Consider the following 17,895-nt stretch of genomic DNA (forward strand, 5'->3'; position numbering starts at 1 on the left):
GCTCCGATGTCATCGAAAGCACTTTTGGTAAATTTAAGCTCAAAATCCACCCAAGGTCTCCTTTTGGGATGACCCAATTCCTGCTTTCCTTTGCCAATTTTGCTCAAACCTTAAACCTTGATCTCTTGAAAATCGCATTGGAAAGTTCTACCCTGGTGAATCTGACAGAACTTTCCGCTAAGCGCGATTCCTTTTTTTATTTGAAAACTCAATTCTTAGGCAAAAACGGTACGTAGTTTTTTCCCAATTCTGAACACCCTACCCTTCGGGGTTTTAATACAACTACATGCCATTTTTGCTATAATCATGTCACCCCTTCGGGGTTGAAAATAGCACTCCATTTAGAATCACTCGACCCTGCCTCACAGGGGTCGGGGGGGGGGACGCCTGTAGAATCTTGCGCAAGATGCAAAATTGTGTCCTCCGAGCATAATGTCCAGTAGTGGTGGTCTAGCCTACGAACTACACGACAACATCGAGCACCCCACCTTATTTCGCGCCCATTCCGGCCGCTTCACAGCCCATTTTTCTTCCATCTCCGGCTGCTCATCATAAGGCTTTTTCAGCAATTGGTAAAGTTCATCCACCAATTTGAAGTCCCCCAAATCCGCCTGATCGATCGCCAATTGAGCCATGTAATTGCGGAGTACATATTTGGGGTTGGCGAGGTTCATGGCGGTACGTCGTTCCTCATCGCTGGCCGTTTCGAGCTGGAGCCTATGCAAGTAGCGCTCGAGCCAGTCCTCCCATTTTTGTTGCAAGGCAGCATTCAGGTCTTCGGGTTGGTACATGGCCGCTTGCAGGTGCTCGAAGAAGGTTTTGTTCCCAGGAAGGCCGCCATTTTTTTGTACCAATGACAAGTTTCGGAAAAATAGGGTCATGTCCGTTTCTGCAAAGGCGAGCAACTTTTCCAACTCCTCGGCCAGTTCAGCGTCACCTTCGTCAGGAGTCACCAGACCGAGTTTACGGCGCAGCATGGCCAGGTATTTTTTCGGAAATTTTAGTTGAAAGTCAGCCAGTGAGGCTTCCAAAAGTACAGTGTCTTTGACCAGCGGCATCAGTGCGTTGGCCAATTGCACCAAGTTCCATAGGACGACGGCTGGTTGCTGGCCGTAGCGGTAACGGCGCTGGGCACGATCGGTGGTGTTGGGCGTCCAGTCTGGTTCGTAACCTTCCAGCCAGCCGTAAGGGCCATAATCAATGGTCAGCCCAAGGATGGACATGTTGTCCGTATTCATCACGCCGTGTACAAAGCCAACTCGTTGCCATTCGATGACCATATCGAGGGTGCGTTGGGATACTTCTTTGAAAAATTCGGCGTAAGCCTCCCGTGTACCCGGCTCAATGTGTGGGAAAAAATGGCGGATGGTATAGTCGGTCAAACTCCGCAAGGTCGAAATTTCATCGCGGGCAGTGAAAATTTGGAAATTGCCAAAACGGATAAAACTTGGTGCTACCCGGCACACTACGGCACCTTTTTCATAGGCAGGGTTGCCGTTGTAAAGCATGTCCCGCATGACCTGGTCGCCGGTGAGCACCAGCGAGAGGGAGCGAGTGGTGGGCACGCCCAAGTGGTACATTGCCTCGCTACAGAGGTGCTCGCGGACGGAGGAGCGCAGTACAGCCAGCCCGTCGGCAGTACGGGAATAAGGGGTTTCACCTGCGCCCTTCAGTTGCAGTGCCCAGCGTTGGCCTTCATGGACCACCTCGGTCAAGTTGATGGCCCGTCCATCGCCCAATTGGCCAGCCCAGTTGCCAAACTGGTGCCCACCGTAACACATGGCGAAGGGGCTGGTGCCTTCCAGCGTGGCCGCGCCTGAGAAAATGCGCAGGAATTCTTCGGATTGGGTGTCGTTTGCTGTCAGGCCGATGGTTTCAGCCATTTCAGTGGAAGCATGCACCAACACTGGATTGGAAGGCTGTCGTGGGGTAACGTATGAAAAACAGGCACCTCTGACTTGCCGACGGGTGTTGCTCAGGTTCGGATCGGCAGGCAGCTCCTGATTGAAGGTATCTTGTATATTGAGTTTGTTCATTACAATTTTTTTAGAAAACGCTTCAATTGAATGCTTGTTCAATGCCGGTGAATTACAGGATAATTTAATTCTGCACTTAATCTACTCCCGCTGATACACCCGCACATAATCCACCTCATAAACAATCTTTGAAGTGCTGGCTTTCGGCGTTCCACCATTCCGCCCTACGGCCAGATTCAGCAACAAAAATTGTGGCTTTAAAAAAGGATTGCTACCGTCTGGATTCAATGATTCTTTGAGGGATTGGGTGTTCAAGAGCTCGTCATCCAAAAAAATCTGGATACTTTCTTCCGTCCAATCCATGCGCCAGGTGTGGAATTTTTTGACCCAATCCTTATCCTTATCAGTGAAATGGGTGAGCGGAAGTTTTTTCTCATTCCATTTGGTTTTCCGGCTGGACTGATCGCCCAACCAGGCGAAATTGGCCAAAATGGTCGGCGTTTCTTTGACCTGATAAAACTCCATAATGTCGATTTCGCCTGCCATTGGCCAGGGGCCGTTGCCCAAAGTCCAGATGGCGGGCCAGGAACCGTAGGTCGTATCAATGCGCGCCCGGATTTCAAAACGGCCATACTGCCATTGCTGTAGGCCCCGGGTTTGAATACTCGCGGAGGTGAATTCCGAGGCAGGGCGATTGGTTTTCCAGTTTTTACTACCCGCCTGGTAATTGGGATTCGGAATAGCCTCTCGTCGGGCTTCGATGAGCAAAACACCATCTTTACAGTTGACGTTGTCGCTTTGGTACCATTGAAGTTCTTCATTGCGCTCGAATCCAGATTCGTAGCGCCAATTAGCCGGGTTGGGCTTACCCGCTTCGTTGAATTCATCATGCCAGACCAATTTCATACCAGGGATGACTTTAGGAACAGACCCATCGGGACGTCGAGCGTCGAGCTGGCCTGCTCTTGGGGAAGAACAGGCCAGCAGGAAGATCAACAATAGGGGGAGCAAGATTTTCATATTTTGATTTTCAGTGAATTAATTTACGTCTAATCTTTTAATCCCGGCTTGATTTCGATTGCCCTGATGGTGAAACCATAGCTGTATTTTTTGGCAAGGAGCCGATAAGTGTCGTGCGTTTGAGCGCCCCAACTGTTGTCCCCACCCACACCACGTTGGGTGAGATCGACGTGCAAGGTCACAAAACGACGTTTGACGATATCCGTTACATGCCGATTCTTTTTGATGCTGCCTTCGTCAAAATCTTCGGTCAGTTGCGACATGGCGCTGAAAGACAAGGGCTGAGTACCTTCCACCTGTAAGCCAAGCCCTTCAGCATTGCTCAATTTGATCCAGCGGGTATCGGTACGGTAGCCACTTTCTTGTGGACGAACGTAGGTGCGCTCCCAGCCTTCGTCGGTGTGCAGGTTATGGATGCCCAAATGAGCGGCAGTATGGCGGTCATTGTAATTTTCAAAAGGCCCGCGTCCGTACCACTGTACCTGATTGTAGTTGGAAGGCAGGGCAAAGCGCATCCCCATCCTTGGTAGCTCAGGCGCTTCGCTGTTTGGTAATAATTCAAGCGAGGCGTTGAGTTTGATTGAGCCATCATTTTGAATCAAATAGTCCAGGGTATAATCAGCCTGAACATCGGGCAGGTGATAAACAATGGTAAAGGGCAGCCCCCCGGCCGTTTGTTCGCCGACCTTAGTGCTTTTTACACTGCGGCGTACATGGGCACTGGCCCACACCCGGGCATAGTTGGTAAAATCGTTCCCAAAATCATTGTCGGTAGGCGCACGCCAAAAGTAAGGCTCGGGGAAAAAGCCTTCCTTGAGGTTTTTTCCATTAATTGAATACTGATCGATCTGGCCATTGTTGAGGTTGATTTCTCCAGCGATGGCTCCAGATTTGAACTTGAGGGAGTTGTTGGTTTTTTCAATGCTCAAGGTCCCGGAAGGACTACTAAGGTTTTGGTCAAAACCATAAGGACTTAGCACTATTTGCTCCCTGGCGAGTTCATGCCCGGCCGGGATAGAAGTACTAGCCGCACGCTGGGTGGCATAAACGTTGAGCACGAGTTCGGCACCTGCGGCTAGTTTGTAGGCAGGCAGGTTGAGATTTACTACTTTAACCTCTCCCGGATTGGCCTCAACACTAAAACTACCTTCAGTCAGTTTTATCCCATTGTTGAGCATTTCCCAACGGAAGTCGAATTCGCGCAGATTGGTAAAAGAGAATTCATTTTGCACTTTAATCTGCCCCCAGGCACTATTGTCCTTGCTGAACTGGATGTTTTGGTAGAGCTTTTTTACTTCGTAAATGCCCGGGTGTGGAAAACGATCAGCGTTGACCAATCCATTGCAAACAAAGTTCTGGTCGTTGTACAAGTCCTGGCTACCCAGGTCACCCCCATAGGCGAAGTAACTGCGCCCATCCGCGGTTTGGGTGCGAATACCCTGATCTACCCAGTCCCAAATACAGCCACCTTGCAGGTTATCCGAAGCCCGGATGATGTCCCAGTATTCTTTAAAATTACCATTGGAATTGCCCATCGCGTGGCTGTATTCGCACATGATGTAAGGCCGGGTTTTGGTCTTATCGGCTGCATAGCTTTTCATGTTGTCGATCGAAGGGTACATGGGACAAACCACATCGGTGTTGCGCGCCTCACCCGATTGCTCCGAAACCACCGGGCGGGAGTTGTCGCGTTGTTTGATCCAGTCGTAGGTTTCAAAAAACACCTCACCGTTGCCACATTCGTTGCCCAGCGACCACATCACTACACAGGCGTGGTTTTTATCGCGCTCCAGCAGGCGGCGGGTACGGTCGTGGTGAGCCGCTTTCCATTGGGGATCGTAGGCGGTATGTTTGCTTTTGGGTACACTAAAAGACTGAAATTCTGCGCCCAAACCATGGGCCTCAATATTGGCTTCATCGATGACGTATAGGCCGTATTCGTCACAAAGGCGCAGCCACAATGGGTCATTGGGGTAATGCGAAGAGCGGCAGGTATTGATGTTGTATTGCTTCATCAACACGATGTCTTTGATCATCAAATCACGGGTAGGTACTTTGCCCAAATCTGGGTCATGCTCATGTCGGTTTACACCCTTGACCAGCACCCGCTTGCCATTGATGAGGAAATTTTTGCCTTTGATCTCGCTGCGGCGGAAGCCAATTTTGCTGCCAGTTGCTTCAATGGTTTGCCCTTTTTCATTTTTTAATACCAAAATGGCCGTGTACAAATTTTGGCTTTCGGCCGACCATTGAGCAGGAGCGAGCACTTTTCCATCAAAACTAACTTTGGCTTGGCCAGGCTTAGTTTGACTAAAAACCACTTTTTTATTTTGATCAAAAATGCTGAGTTCAATGCTGTAAGCTCCGGTAGGAGGGGAGGGGACTTTCAGGTCAACTGTGGCGGCAATGGTACCATCGCGATAGGCGTCATCCAGCCCGGCTTTGACCCAAAAATCGGCAATATGGGTTTTGCTTTTGGACGTCAAAAATACTTCTCTTTCGATGCCTGAGAGGCGCCACATGTCCTGGTCTTCGAGGTAGGAACCGTCATGCCAACGGAAAACTTGTACCGCCAGGGTGTTGCTTCCTTTTTTCAAATAAGGGGTAATGTTGAATTCGGCGGGTGATTTGGCCACTTTGGACAGACCTACCGCCTGGCCATTCACCCACACGTAGGCACAACCCGAAATTGAACCAAAGTGCAGGAACACCTCCCGCCCGTTCCAGTTTTCAGGTACAGTAAAGGTGCGTCGATAAGACCCTACCGGATTGTAAGCGTGGTTGATAAAAGGCGGATTGACCGGGAAAGGATAAATTACATTGGTGTAAATTGGGATGCCAAACCCTTTCATTTCCCGATTGGAAGGCACCGTGATGTCTTTCCAATTCCAGTCATTGAAATCGGGCTGGTAAAAATCCTGAGGCCGTTCCTCTGGACGGTTGACGTAATAGAATTTCCAGGAACCATTTAAGGACTGATAATAGGGCGATTTGGAAAAATCGTTTTCAAAAAGATCCACGGCATTGGGGTAGGACATGGAATAAGTATGCGCCGGTTCTTTACCCAATTCAACAATGGCGGGGCCTTCCCATTCTTTAAAAGTGAATTTTACCTGGCCCCAGATTTGAGCACTAAAGGTGCAAAAAAATATGAGTAATAAATTGAATTTCATTGGTTTTAATTTATTGTTGCAGAGAAGTGTTGCCATCAAAAATAGGTTCAATAATCCACCTTGTAATCTTTTTTGGTGACCTGTCCCGACCATACTTTTTTGGCTGTCCAATCGGCTGCAGGATCAGTCCAGAAGCGGTGCGTAGCCGGAAGGCCTAGGGGCAAAAAGCCAAGGGTAGTGAGGTACAAACTTCCGGTAGAGGTGTATTGATCCGCAACGGCAGGTTGGGCTCCGTTAAAGCCCAATACCAGCCAACCCTTTTGGTCAAAATTATTGGATTGGTCAAATAAGGTGTGATAAACCTTGGTCAAACCACAACGCACCTGCGCGGGGCTGATGTGTTCTGGCAATTGCTCCATCAACGCCACCTGGGCCAGTGCCTGAAAAGCTCCCGCCCGATAAGCCATGGAACGACCATACACCGGGAAAGTGCCCTCTGGAGAGATCAATCGCTCCAAATACTCGGAGTGGCGAACCATCCGTTTGAGGGCTTCGGTATACTCCGCTTTTGGTGAAAAATTCTTTTCGGAGGTAACTTTCAAAATATCCACCAACATCGGTTGGATCACAAAGGAGTTGTAATAATCCATACAAAACTTGGGCCCATCGCTGTACCAACCATCCCCCACGTACCATTCGCGGGTTTTGCGGATGGCAATATCGATGCGCACCGGGTCGTATTGCTCACCAATGTGTAGCAAAAAACTCTCGATGATGCCTGAAAACAACAACCAGTTGCTGTAATGGGCTTTGCGGTCGCGCAGGGCTTTGAACTCTTCGATGTAGCGTTTTTTGGTCAACTCATCCAAGGGATGCCACAAAGCATCGGGTGCGCGCAGGAAGGCATGGGCCAAAAACGCTGCATCCACGATGGGCTGGAGTTCACTGCGGAAGTTCAGGTAATCGGGGCTTTGAGGGTCAACGCAGTGGGCCAATCCCTTAAGCGCATCTTTGCGCAATTCCGCCCGCCATTTGCCCTCTTTGGTGTCGTCATCGGGTAGTGCCAACCAAGGCGCAACACCCGCCAGGGTTCTACCCACGGCCTCCAGATAGGTGACCTGTTCGGCTTTGAGGTAGTAGCCCGGTGCCAACTCCAGCGGCATGTTCTTTTTCAATTTGCCCACGGCGAGGTTGGAGAGCACGGGTTGGGCAATTTTGTACAGGGTACTGGCCCAAAAAAGGCGGTCATCGGGGCCGGTGTTGCTAAGAGTTGGACTGGGCTTGGGAGTTTGGGCAATGGCTGCGAAGGGCAGGCCTAAACTGCTAAGAATTCCTGTTACCGAAAGGCTTTTTAAAACTTGACGCCGTGAGTTTTTCATGGTGTTTGCGATTGATTCCGTTTGTAGGGCTGAAATTTACAATTTAGTCTGTTCTTGGGATTTGTTTTTACCTGGATTTCCTTACTGAATGATTACAAAAGGTTTCGAGGTTGTATGTACACTACTGGACACTCTGATCGGAGGACATCAATTGCCACGTGCTTTAGCGCGTGGATCGAGTTTTCAACTTGATCGGGCTTTAGCCCAAGATTTTGGCTTTTTAAATATTGGGCTAAAGCCCGAATTTGATGGCATCCCTTTAACCCCAGGCTAAAGCCAGGGGCTATTCAATCATTATTCAGGCTAAAGCCTGGAGGTTTTCGATTATTTTCCAAGCTGATGAAGTTTTTAGAATAAAGTGTCTTTAAATAAGCCAGGAATTGAGAAAAGCTGGCAGCTACAAAAGATCGTTTATTTCCAAAAAAATCATAAGCCAGGGGCTATTGATGTCCTTCGAGTCTCAAAAACAATTTTTTTTTCATATTGGAGGTATTCGTTAATGTCTCATTCTAACAAAATAGTTTAGTGCTTTTTTCGTGTTTATACCATGAAAAAAGACTACCTGATTTTTTTATGCTTGGTGAGCCTGACCCGCTTACCTGTTTTTGGGCAATTTTATCTCAGGGTTGAAAATGGCCCCAATATTGCATTGTCACATAATCTTTTTTACAATAGTGCAGGCAATTACATTAATCCTTCACAGGTCTACTACCGGAATGGCCAATTCTTACGGCTCAAAGTGGGCCCTTACTTCCATGTCGGAATTGGTCTTCAAGAGGAATGGCTGAACGCTTGTGCAAGCTGCCTGCGGTATAAGAGACCTGACTTTCTAGAAGTTACAGAAATAAGTTACGATTATTATCTTGTAAAAGATTCATGTACGGCCAGGTTACAGGCTAGAACGATGTTGTTAAGCATTCCTGCCGAATTAGGGTTTACTTTGCGTAGGAAAAAAAGCCCCTGGGCACTCACCGGCAATGTGCGACTACATACCTATACTTTTGGGTACCGTAGTGTCCAACTATTGGGGGATACTGTGAATATCCAGCGTAACGACCACTTTAAAGACAAAGCGAGCCCCAATTTTTTCAATTGGCAAGCCTCCCTGGGGGCTTCTTATCGCATAAATAAACGCACATTTCTTTCTGCTGATTTGAGCTGGAGTAATTATCAAGGGTTTCAATCGCTTAAGTCCATTGGCCTGAATATTGGCTTAGATTACGTCCTGATAAAACCTTAGACTCCCACTATCCTCGGCAACATCTCCTCAATCATCTTTTCCACCACTCCAGCAGTACTCCCGGTGAAATTGCCATTCAAACGATTGCCCAGGATCACATTGCAGGACACTGCCCGATGGCCTAACAAGCGAGAGAGGCCAAAAATGGCTGAGGTTTCCATCTCGAAATTGGTCAGTCGTACCCCTTTGTATTGCAGTTGGCTCCAGGCCTCCAGCGTAGCAATGCTCATGCGGGCAGGCGTGCGCAGGCTACGCGCCTGGGGAGCGTAAAAACCAGGGCAGGTGATGGTGATGCCTTGTTCAATGTTTCCTTGACTCAATTGGTCGGCCAAGGCGGCACTTCCTTCGCAGATGTAGGGCTGCACAGGGAATTTTTCGATGTGCTGTTCCAACTCCAGAACCACATCCATCAGTTCTGCTTCGGCCAGATTGGGTTGGTATTGGTAAAAATGCATCAGGTTATCCAGGCCCATGCCGTAGCGGGAAACGATCAAAGCGCCTGGGGGGATATCGTGCTGCAAAGCGCCGGAAGTGCCCAGACGGATGATGTTGAGGGAGCGGTGTTCAGCTTTTGGCATCCGGGTTTGAAAATCGATATTGGCTAGGGCGTCCAATTCATTGAGGCAAATGTCGATGTTGTCGGGGCCAATCCCGGTGGAGAGGACGGTGAGGCGTTTGCTGCCAATTCTGCCCGTATGGGTCACAAATTCGCGGTGTGATTCACGAAATTCGATGGCGTCGAAATGTTTGGAAACCTCGGCTACGCGGCCAGGGTCACCCACGGTGATGACGGTATCAGCCAGTTCATCAGGGTGGAGATCCACATGGTAAATTTTACCGGCGGGGGTTATGATTAGTTCGGTATCGGCTAGTGCTTGCATGTTACAACTTGGTTTTATTTTAACAATCCACTCATGGAGCGAAGTAAAAGGAGGAAAAAGTAAGAATTATGATTTTACTTTGCAAGAATCTAATAAACAAAGGGAAGATAAATGAAAACTTTTTCTGCAAATGACGTGCTTGTTGATCGGGATTCCATCGCGGAATACTTTAAAGCTTTGCAAGACGATATTTGCCAGCAATTGGAAGCTGCTGATGGAACTGGTCGATTTCAGGAAGATATCTGGAGCCGTGAAGGTGGTGGTGGAGGCCGCAGTCGGGTGATCATGGGGCAACACATAGAAAAAGGTGGGGTCAATTTTTCGGCGGTGCATGGCACTTTACCCGATAAAATTGCCCAGGCTTTGAAATTGGAGTCTGCTAATTTTTTCGCTACCGGGGTATCTATTGTGTTGCATTCCAGCAATCCCTATACGCCCATCATCCACATGAATGTGCGTTATTTTGAAACGGATGGTGGCAATTGGTGGTTTGGCGGGGGCATCGATCTCACGCCACATTACATTTTTCCGGAGGATGCGGCATTTTTTCACCAAAGCCTAAAAGAAGTGTGCGACCAACACCACCCAGATTATTACCCCAAATTCAAAACCTGGGCTGATGACTATTTTTACATCCGCCACCGGGGCGAAACGCGAGGGATCGGGGGCATCTTTTTTGATCGTTTGCAGGGGCAAAATGGCCAGAGTAAGGAACAGCTTTTTGCCTTTGTGCGAGGGGTAGGGGAGACCTTCTGTAAAGTATACATTCCCCTTTTGCACAAACACAAAAATGATCCTTTTACCGAAAGGGAGAAAAACTGGCAATACCTACGCCGGGGCCGCTACGTGGAGTTCAACCTGGTATGGGACAAGGGCACCAAGTTTGGCTTGGACACCGATGGCCGCACCGAGTCCATTCTGATGAGTTTGCCTCCAACGGCCAATTGGGTGTACAACCACCAGCCAGAGCCGGGAAGTCCGGAAGCACAGACGCTGGCTTGGTTAAAGGAAAAGGGGAAAGATTGGATTGAGTAGAAATCACGAGTGGTTATCTTAAGCGAAATGCACAAAATTACTGCTGAATTTTTATTGGAAAATACCAAGGACCGGGTGCTGCTGGATGTACGTACCCCATCTGAATATGCCATTGGGCATATCCCCGGAGCCTACAATCTCCCGCTGTTTTCCGATGAAGAAAGGGTGGTAGTCGGAACACTATACAAACAACAAAGCCCGGATAAAGCTTTTCTCAAGGGCTTGGAATACGCTGGCGCCCGGATGCCCGATTATGTCAAAGAAGCGCGTTTGTTGGCACCCAGAGGAAAGGTAGTTGTGCATTGTTGGCGGGGTGGGCAGCGCAGTGGCAGTTTATCCTGGTTGTTGTCCTTTGCGGGGATGGATGTGCAGGTACTGCAAGGCGGTTACAAAGCCTATCGACAATACATCCACCAGCAGTTCAGTGAACGCCGATTGCGCATGCTGGTTTTGGGTGGCCCAACGGGCAGCGCCAAAACCAAAATTTTGCACGAATTGGCTGCTTTGGGTGAGCAGGTCATCGACCTGGAAAAACTGGCCCGACACAAGGGTTCTGCATTCGGTTCCTTAGGTGAAGATGCCCAACCAACGGTAGAACAGTTTGAGAATGAGTTGTATGGCATCTTTTCCAGGATGGACGCTCAACGCAGAGTTTGGATCGAAAATGAAAGCCGCGGCATTGGTAAGGTCTTTATGCCCCAAGGTTTTTGGGAGCAGTTTCGCCAGAGCCCGTTGATTGATTTGGTGATGCCATTCGAGCAACGGGTTCAATTTTTGGTAGAAACGTATGCTGGTTTTGCCGCAGCAGATTTAATGGCTTCATTTTATGCCATTGAGCGCCGTTTGGGAGGACAAAACCTAAAACTGGCCTTGACTGCACTTCAAGCTGGAGATTTTGCCAGTGCTGCTGCAATTGCTTTGCGGTATTATGATAAATCGTATATTCACGCCAATCAAAAATGTAACTTTCATCCGGTATGGCCGTTTGAAATTGGAAACCTATCTCTGCGCGAACGCGCAGCACAATTGATTCAATTTGCCGATGCTCAGCAATTATAAATTGACCCAATACAGTCATGGCGCAGGTTGTGGCTGTAAAATTGCACCTAACGTACTGGATAAAATCCTGCATCAAGTTGGGGCCAAAATGCATTTCCCATCTTTGTTGGTGGGCAATGAAGAACGCGACGATGCTGCAGTAATGGACCTTGGTGACGGCACTGCGATCATTTCCACAACGGATTTTTTTATGCCGATTGTAGATGATCCTGTGGATTTTGGCCAAATCGCCTCAGTCAATGCCATCAGCGACATCTATGCCATGGGAGGCACACCACTCTTGGCCATTGCCATCCTAGGTTGGCCGGTGAACAGTTTGCCTCCAGAGGTGGCCAACCAAGTGGTAGAAGGTAGTCGTAAAGCTTGCCAGGAAGCGGGAATTCCCCTGGCAGGAGGGCATAGCATCGATAGCCCGGAACCCATATTTGGATTGGCAGTGACTGGGCGGGTCAAATTGGAACACTTGAAACGAAATGGAGGAGCAAGTGTAAAAAGTAAGTTGTTTTTGACCAAACCTTTAGGCGTTGGTATCTTAACAACTGCGCAGAAAAAGGGACTGCTCTTGGACGAACACGCCCACCTGGCCCGTAATTCGATGTTGAAACTCAATAAAGCAGGGGCTGCTTTTGCCACTTTGTCCTATGTTCAAGCCATGACCGATGTAACTGGATTTGGCCTGATGGGCCATCTTTTGGAAATGTGTGAGGCATCAGGTACAAGTGCGCGGATTGAATTAACAAAAGTACCCTTGTTGGATGCAGATGCTATTGAATATTACTTGTATCACAATTGTGTGCCGGGCGGGACGAATCGTAATTTTGATAGTTACGGGCATAAAATTGGCCCTCTTACCGATGTGCAAAGAAATATTTTATGTGACCCACAAACTTCTGGAGGCCTGCTGCTTGCGGTAGAGCCCAGTCAGGTTCAAGCTTTTTTGAGCTTTGCTGCCGAATTAGGTTTGGGAACCTTGGTACCCATCGGCGAAATGGTTGTAAGTGAGGGAACTAAACGGGTGGAGGTTTGCTGAACTTAGGGCTTAAAGAACCCTGGGGGTTGGGGTTCTTTAAACCCCGTATTCTTACTTCAAACTGTACATAAAACCCTTACCTTCAAAAGGTTGTTTGTTCAAAAGGTCAAGCTTGTTGCCCAGTTTTACCAATGCCTGATTGAGGCGCACTTTTAATTGAGCCTTGCCTTCTTGTACTTTGTCGCGGTCAGCTACCATTTGCATTGCGTCCATCAAATCTTCGTTCTTCAAAGGTTGCTTGGCATTCCGCAGCATTTCCAAAATTGCTTCTTCCCAACGGTTGAATCCAGGAATACGGCCACGTTTGCCTTTTTCACCATTTACTTTAGCCGCTTTGGCTGGCTTTTCTGCTTTTGGTGCTTTTTCCTTTTTTTCCTTCTTTAATGGGGGAAGATTAGGATCAACTTTGATTTGATCGAGTGGAATGAGTCGAGGGCGACCAGGCCCCTTTTTTCCAGTTTTTTCAGCCTTGGAAGCTTTAGACTCTTTTGCAATAGCGGGAACATCAAGTACTTCTTTTTGTTTCGGAGGTCTTCCGGCTTTGCCGCTTTTTTTCTCTTTCAGAGAACTTCCTCCTTCCAACATTTCTTCCAGTGTTTTGATGTTTCCTTTGATCGCAGTAGCTTGAAAATCAAGTAATTTTAGATCTGTTGAATATTTATCAATCAACGATCTAATGTCAACAACAGATAAATCCAATTTTGCCATTTCTATTAAGTTAAGAGGACAAAGTTAATTATTAATATTCGAAATACCAACAAATACAAGGGTGAATTGAAAAAAAAATGCCAATTAATTAGCAATAGAACACATCAGATCAGCGTGCAATTCTACTCATATGAGAACTCACCAATAACCACGCGTTTTTTGGGGTTTTAATGAATAGATCTGTGTAACGATAGGTTAGGACAATTAAACCTCGACTTTCTTTACGTTCAATAACATAAACGCCTTTTACAACAGCAAAATTATTGTCATTTAAAAATTGTACTTTGGTGGATCTGGTAAAATGCTGCTCTGGATTCAAAGTTTGATTTTTTTTCTGTAGTACTTGAAGCATTTTCTGAGTATTCAGAACTTCTCCTTGTGCTGTAGTCATTTCAAATTCCGGAGCCAATAACTGTTTTAGTTTTACACTATCAAACTGGACTGTAGCATCCAAACGCATTTTTTCCAAAGCCAAAATTTCTGCCAAAGCAGGATCGTTTTTCTGTTGCACAGATTTTTCTTTTGTGGCCTCTTTTGTTTCACAAGAAAAAAAACAGAATATTTGTAATACCCATATAATGTGCAATGCAAAAACTTTCATCCGGCAATTTTTTTTACCTATTTTATTTACCCGCATGAAAATCGTTGAAATTTTAATGTTAGAAATTTTTTGTCAGTATTTTTCGGCATAATTTAAATTGGCGCGCCAAATTGGGACTTCGCCATTTTTTGACCAGTATTCTAGAATCTCGATGATGCGCTCTCCTGCAAAGGTGAAAAACGAAGTAATAAAATAACTTTCCGGAGAGGTATCCGAGTAGGCTTTTACTACGGTTACGATAATTCCTTCTTTTATTTCTGACAGAATATCAATCTCTTCGATGCGCCAGGGTTGTGGATTTGCCTCGTGTGTTTTGATGAAGGCATCGCGAGAGCGAAATACCTCGCGGCTATTGGGTTCCCAAACTACTGCCTGTTCATGCATCAAGGAAGCTGCGGCTTTGAAATTGGCCTGGTCGAAATGATCCCAATATTTTCTAACTAACTCTAGCTTTGATAACATTCTGGTTGCGTTTTTTTAGCCCTTGACCTGCTACGTTTGTCAAAATCAGCAATCAAGACGGCATAAAATTAATGCTATTTGCCGATGAAATATTATTTCAAGTTACTTTTGTTTTAGGAACAGGTTTGAATTTTTTCTGGTTCAATCCAAACCATCTTCAAACTCCACATCAAACCAGTCATCTTTGAAGCCATCTATTTCACGGCGATCTTTTTTGGTAGGGCGGCCGGTACCTCGGTCACGAAACTCGACGCCCCCTTTTCCTACAAACCAATCGTTGTACTTGTTGAGTTCTTCCTGAGGAGTCAGGTTTTCGTAGCAGGTTATGGCAATGGGGGCCGCAACCCGATTTTTGAGCAATTCCAGGACTTTGAATTGAAAATAAAAACCATTTTTTTTCAATTCGATGATTTCACCCCGACTGATATTGTAGGAAGCTTTGACGGGGGCACCGTTGATTTTCACTCGCCCTCCTTTAACAGCGTCAGAGGCAATGGTACGGGATTTGAACATCCGTACAGTCCAAAGCCATTTATCAATGCGAATTTTATCCATGTTTTATTGTTGCAATGGAGGATACGCCAGGTCCATTTTTTCAAGGGTTTCCACCATGGTTTTGGAAATGAGGTAATCGCGGTACCAGCGCTGGTCAACGGGCACAACCGTCCAGGGAATGCTGCACTGGTTCAACGCGTCTTCATAACAACGCATGTATTCGTCCCAATGTTCCCGTTCTTTCCAATCTCCTGCGTTGTGTTTCCAAAATTTATCCGGTTCCGTCAAACGTTGTTTGAGTTCGATTTCCTGTTGTTCCTTGGATATGTGCAACATAAATTTGAACAATACCGTATTGTTATCGTATACCATTAATTCTTCAAATGAATTGATGGACTCAATGCGTTTTTTTACGCGATCTTCATCAATCCATTTGTGGATTCTTTGAATGATAATGTCTTCATAATGAGAACGATTAAAGATGTGGATCATACCTTTGGGCGGAACGTTTTTATGGATGCGCCATAAAAAATCGTGAGCAAACTCTTCCTCGGTAGGTTTTTTAAAACTGATCACCCTTAAACTATTGGGGTGGCATTCTTTAAATACATTCTCTGCTGCACCATCTTTTCCACTTCCATCCATCCCTTGCAGGATGACCAAAACACTGTATTTTTTTTGAGCGGTGAGCATTTTTTGCAATTCACCCAAGCGTTCTACATTAACCTTGGTTTGTTCCTTGGCCTCCGATTTGTCTAAATCAGCGGGTGCGTCGGTAGCAATTTTATTTAGCTTGATCATTGAACAAAAGGATGAAGTGAAAAATAAAGACCTGCTTGCGAAACGAATCACAAGCAGGCCCGTAAAAATAAAAATTACCTCTAAGAAACAAACTAATTTTTTGTAAATGCATAATCCTGGTCTTTGACCTGGGCATGGCAATTGTTGCACACGCTCGCGCTGTTGCGAGAAGTGATTTTTCCGGCACTATCTAAATGAAACCATTCCCAACCATTGTGATTGGAGTTATAAGTGCCACCACGCTTTACCATGGCTACAATACCGTATCCACCTTGTACTTCTTTGACCAGGATGGTACCATTGGGATACTGCCCATTTTGGCTGCGTGTGGCATTGGCTTGTTTGATCCAAATGGTTCTGGCTGCATCAGTGTGGGCCCGTCCATCCTCGGAGAGTGCTTTACTCAGCTGCTTGACTACGGTCCAATTGCGGAAATTTTCAAAATCGGCATCCTTCGCTACGTATTCTGCTTGTGGGGTAGGGTTGGGGTCATCGACAATCTTTTCACTCTCACAAGCACTCAGTATGAGGATTGCTCCAAAAATCAACAGGGAATAAACATAAATGGTCTTGGTCATGATTGTTCAGGTTTTACTGCAAAAAAACAGCAAAACCATTTAGGAGAAAGTCGGCGCAAAGACGCTTTGAAGAGGGGCATTGTCGCCTGAAATACTTTTAAATCTTCATTCTGGCCCGTTTAACCAGGTAGGTTTGTAATATATTTCGAAAGCCCTGCTGAATGTCCGCTTCGACAAAATCAATTTGATACTGCAAACAGCGCATCTTGAGTTCGTCCATAAACTTGGTCATTTGTTCCAGGTAATGTTTTTTGATTTGATTGGTTTGCAGGCGCAATTTTTCACCCGTTTCCATATCTATGAACAGGTAAGGTCGGTTTTCGAATTCGAACTGGATTTCTTTGGATTTATCCACCGTATGGAAAAGCACAACCTCGTGCTTGTTGTGCTTGAGGTGCTGGAGAGCGGAAAACAAGGTTTCCATTTCCGCGTGGTGTTCGAACATGTCACTAAAAATCACCACCAAAGAACGTTTGTGAATACTATCAGCTATCTGGTGCAGAGCATTGGCAGCAGCTGTTGTTTTATTGCGTTCCGGGTTGTTGAGTAGTCGATCGAGGTGTGACAACAACAAGCGGTAATGGGTAGTACTGGACTTACAATGGGTATGGATATTTACATCACTGTCAAAAAGGGTGAGGCCAAAAGCGTCGCGTTGTCTTTGCAACAGATTCATCAGGGCGGCAGCTGCCAGAGCCGAAAAATTCAATTTGTTGACATAAGGCTTTTGGCCGGTATCTTCCGGAAAATACATCGACGAAGAGCCATCAATTACGATTTGGCAACGCAAGTTGGTTTCTTCCTCAAAACGTTTGGAAAACATTTTATCGGTACGGGCGTACACTTTCCAGTCAATATTGCGGGTACTTTCGCCCTGGTTGTACAAGCGATGTTCTGCAAATTCAACTGAAAAACCGTGGAAAGGGCTTTTGTGCAAACCAATAATAAAGCCTTCCACTACCTGTTGGGCCAGCAATTCGAGGTTGCCCAAATCGCGTACTTCGTAATTGTCGAGTAATTTCATGGTAGATTTTAATAAAAAACGCAGAAAAGCCTTTAGTGTTTTGAGGCACTAAAGGCTTTAAAGAAAAGCATTATTTGCGGTATATTAAAAGATGCTGAATGTTTTTTGTTTAAACTGCTCCAAAAAGCATTTTAACCCAAAAACATCCGCCATACTTATGCTACAACCGGAGCCAATGCAGCGTCGAGTTTGTTGGCCAAAACTTGTTTGGTAGTCAAACCGACATGTTGGTGAATAACCTGGCCATCCTTGAGGATCAGCAGGGTTGGAATGCTACGGATATTGTACTTCATCGCCACTTCTGGGTTGTTGTCGACATCCAATTTGCCTACCAACGCTTTATCTTTATAGTCAGCATACAACTCTTCGATGGCTGGAGCAATAGCACGACAAGGTCCGCACCAGGTAGCCCAAAAGTCAACCAATACTACGCCTTCCGAGGCCTTTTCAGTGAAGTTTGAATCCGTGAATTCGAATGCCATGTTGTGACAGT

General features: G+C 46.5%; 18 protein-coding genes. 5 read left to right on the forward strand and 13 right to left on the reverse strand.

Translation table 11 applies throughout. From position 1 onward, the window contains the following. The coding region (locus SFV55_RS10645) for a hypothetical protein (protein ID WP_320029480.1) at window positions 1-236 on the forward strand (236 nt) is incomplete at its 5' end. 219 nt (window positions 237-455) lie between these two features. On the opposite strand, the gene SFV55_RS10650 is transcribed toward SFV55_RS10645, so the two are convergent. The 4 genes from SFV55_RS10650 to SFV55_RS10665 all read right to left on the reverse strand — a co-directional run bounded on the left by SFV55_RS10650 (window position 456) and on the right by SFV55_RS10665 (window position 7,488). After that, complete coding sequence (locus SFV55_RS10650) at window positions 456-2,036, reverse strand: protein adenylyltransferase SelO (RefSeq protein ID WP_320029481.1); 1,581 nt, start codon at window positions 2,034-2,036, stop codon at window positions 456-458. 81 nt (window positions 2,037-2,117) lie between these two features. Continuing rightward, complete coding sequence (locus tag SFV55_RS10655; RefSeq protein WP_320029482.1) at window positions 2,118-2,996, reverse strand: glycoside hydrolase family 16 protein; 879 nt, start codon at window positions 2,994-2,996, stop codon at window positions 2,118-2,120. Window positions 2,997-3,025: 29 nt separating this feature from the next. Continuing rightward, window positions 3,026-6,169, reverse strand: a complete 3,144-nt coding sequence (locus SFV55_RS10660) for a glycoside hydrolase family 2 TIM barrel-domain containing protein (protein ID WP_320029483.1) — start codon at window positions 6,167-6,169, stop codon at window positions 3,026-3,028. 47 nt (window positions 6,170-6,216) lie between these two features. Further along, window positions 6,217-7,488: a DUF2264 domain-containing protein gene (locus tag SFV55_RS10665; RefSeq protein ID WP_320029484.1), complete on the reverse strand. Its 1,272-nt coding sequence runs from the start codon at window positions 7,486-7,488 to the stop codon at window positions 6,217-6,219. A 547-nt stretch (window positions 7,489-8,035) separates the two neighbouring features. Here SFV55_RS10665 and SFV55_RS10670 point away from each other — a divergent pair. Then, a complete protein-coding gene (locus SFV55_RS10670; RefSeq protein WP_320029485.1) occupies window positions 8,036-8,728 on the forward strand; it encodes a hypothetical protein in 693 nt (230 codons plus the stop codon). Here SFV55_RS10670 and SFV55_RS10675 read toward each other — a convergent pair. Beyond that, on the reverse strand, window positions 8,725-9,609 hold the full coding sequence (locus SFV55_RS10675) for a nucleoside phosphorylase (RefSeq protein WP_320029486.1): 885 nt from the start codon (window positions 9,607-9,609) through the stop codon (window positions 8,725-8,727). The genes SFV55_RS10670 and SFV55_RS10675 overlap by 4 nt on opposite strands. Before the next feature lie 111 nt (window positions 9,610-9,720). Here SFV55_RS10675 and hemF point away from each other — a divergent pair, with 111 nt between their 5' ends. From hemF to selD, 3 genes are read left to right on the forward strand one after another with little or no spacing between them, the layout of a single operon-like run. Further along, on the forward strand, window positions 9,721-10,644 hold the full coding sequence (gene hemF, locus SFV55_RS10680; RefSeq protein WP_320029487.1) for an oxygen-dependent coproporphyrinogen oxidase: 924 nt from the start codon (window positions 9,721-9,723) through the stop codon (window positions 10,642-10,644). 27 nt (window positions 10,645-10,671) lie between these two features. Further along, window positions 10,672-11,703 carry a tRNA 2-selenouridine(34) synthase MnmH gene (mnmH, locus tag SFV55_RS10685; protein ID WP_320029488.1) on the forward strand — a complete coding sequence of 344 codons (1,032 nt, stop codon included), beginning with the start codon at window positions 10,672-10,674 and terminating at the stop codon, window positions 11,701-11,703. Continuing rightward, the gene (selD, locus tag SFV55_RS10690; RefSeq protein ID WP_320029489.1) at window positions 11,687-12,733 is read left to right on the forward strand and encodes a selenide, water dikinase SelD; all 1,047 of its coding nucleotides are present in this window, start codon (window positions 11,687-11,689) and stop codon (window positions 12,731-12,733) included. Before mnmH ends, selD begins: the two co-directional genes overlap by 17 nt. 51 nt (window positions 12,734-12,784) lie before the next feature. On the opposite strand, the gene SFV55_RS10695 is transcribed toward selD, so the two are convergent. The 8 genes from SFV55_RS10695 to trxA all read right to left on the reverse strand — a co-directional run bounded on the left by SFV55_RS10695 (window position 12,785) and on the right by trxA (window position 17,884). Further along, window positions 12,785-13,441: a hypothetical protein gene (locus tag SFV55_RS10695; protein ID WP_320029490.1), complete on the reverse strand. Its 657-nt coding sequence runs from the start codon at window positions 13,439-13,441 to the stop codon at window positions 12,785-12,787. A gap of 109 nt (window positions 13,442-13,550) precedes the next feature. Next, window positions 13,551-14,042: a nuclear transport factor 2 family protein gene (locus SFV55_RS10700; RefSeq protein WP_320029491.1), complete on the reverse strand. Its 492-nt coding sequence runs from the start codon at window positions 14,040-14,042 to the stop codon at window positions 13,551-13,553. A 72-nt stretch (window positions 14,043-14,114) separates the two neighbouring features. Beyond that, complete coding sequence (locus SFV55_RS10705) at window positions 14,115-14,504, reverse strand: nuclear transport factor 2 family protein (RefSeq protein WP_320029492.1); 390 nt, start codon at window positions 14,502-14,504, stop codon at window positions 14,115-14,117. Window positions 14,505-14,645: 141 nt separating this feature from the next. Continuing rightward, on the reverse strand, window positions 14,646-15,059 hold the full coding sequence (locus tag SFV55_RS10710; protein ID WP_320029493.1) for an RNA-binding S4 domain-containing protein: 414 nt from the start codon (window positions 15,057-15,059) through the stop codon (window positions 14,646-14,648). 3 nt (window positions 15,060-15,062) lie between these two features. Next, on the reverse strand, window positions 15,063-15,800 hold the full coding sequence (locus SFV55_RS10715; protein WP_320029494.1) for a PPK2 family polyphosphate kinase: 738 nt from the start codon (window positions 15,798-15,800) through the stop codon (window positions 15,063-15,065). A gap of 92 nt (window positions 15,801-15,892) precedes the next feature. Continuing rightward, window positions 15,893-16,378 carry a cytochrome P460 family protein gene (locus SFV55_RS10720; RefSeq protein ID WP_320029495.1) on the reverse strand — a complete coding sequence of 162 codons (486 nt, stop codon included), beginning with the start codon at window positions 16,376-16,378 and terminating at the stop codon, window positions 15,893-15,895. Between the two features lie 97 nt (window positions 16,379-16,475). Next, window positions 16,476-17,402 (reverse strand): DUF58 domain-containing protein, encoded by a 927-nt coding sequence (locus SFV55_RS10725; RefSeq protein WP_320029496.1) that lies wholly within the window; start codon window positions 17,400-17,402, stop codon window positions 16,476-16,478. Between the two features lie 155 nt (window positions 17,403-17,557). Beyond that, the gene (gene trxA, locus SFV55_RS10730; RefSeq protein WP_320029497.1) at window positions 17,558-17,884 is read right to left on the reverse strand and encodes a thioredoxin; all 327 of its coding nucleotides are present in this window, start codon (window positions 17,882-17,884) and stop codon (window positions 17,558-17,560) included. Window positions 17,885-17,895: the final 11 nt, after the last annotated feature.

It is taken from the genome of Haliscomenobacter sp., assembly GCF_033763495.1.
Lineage (GTDB): Bacteria > Bacteroidota > Bacteroidia > Chitinophagales > Saprospiraceae > Haliscomenobacter.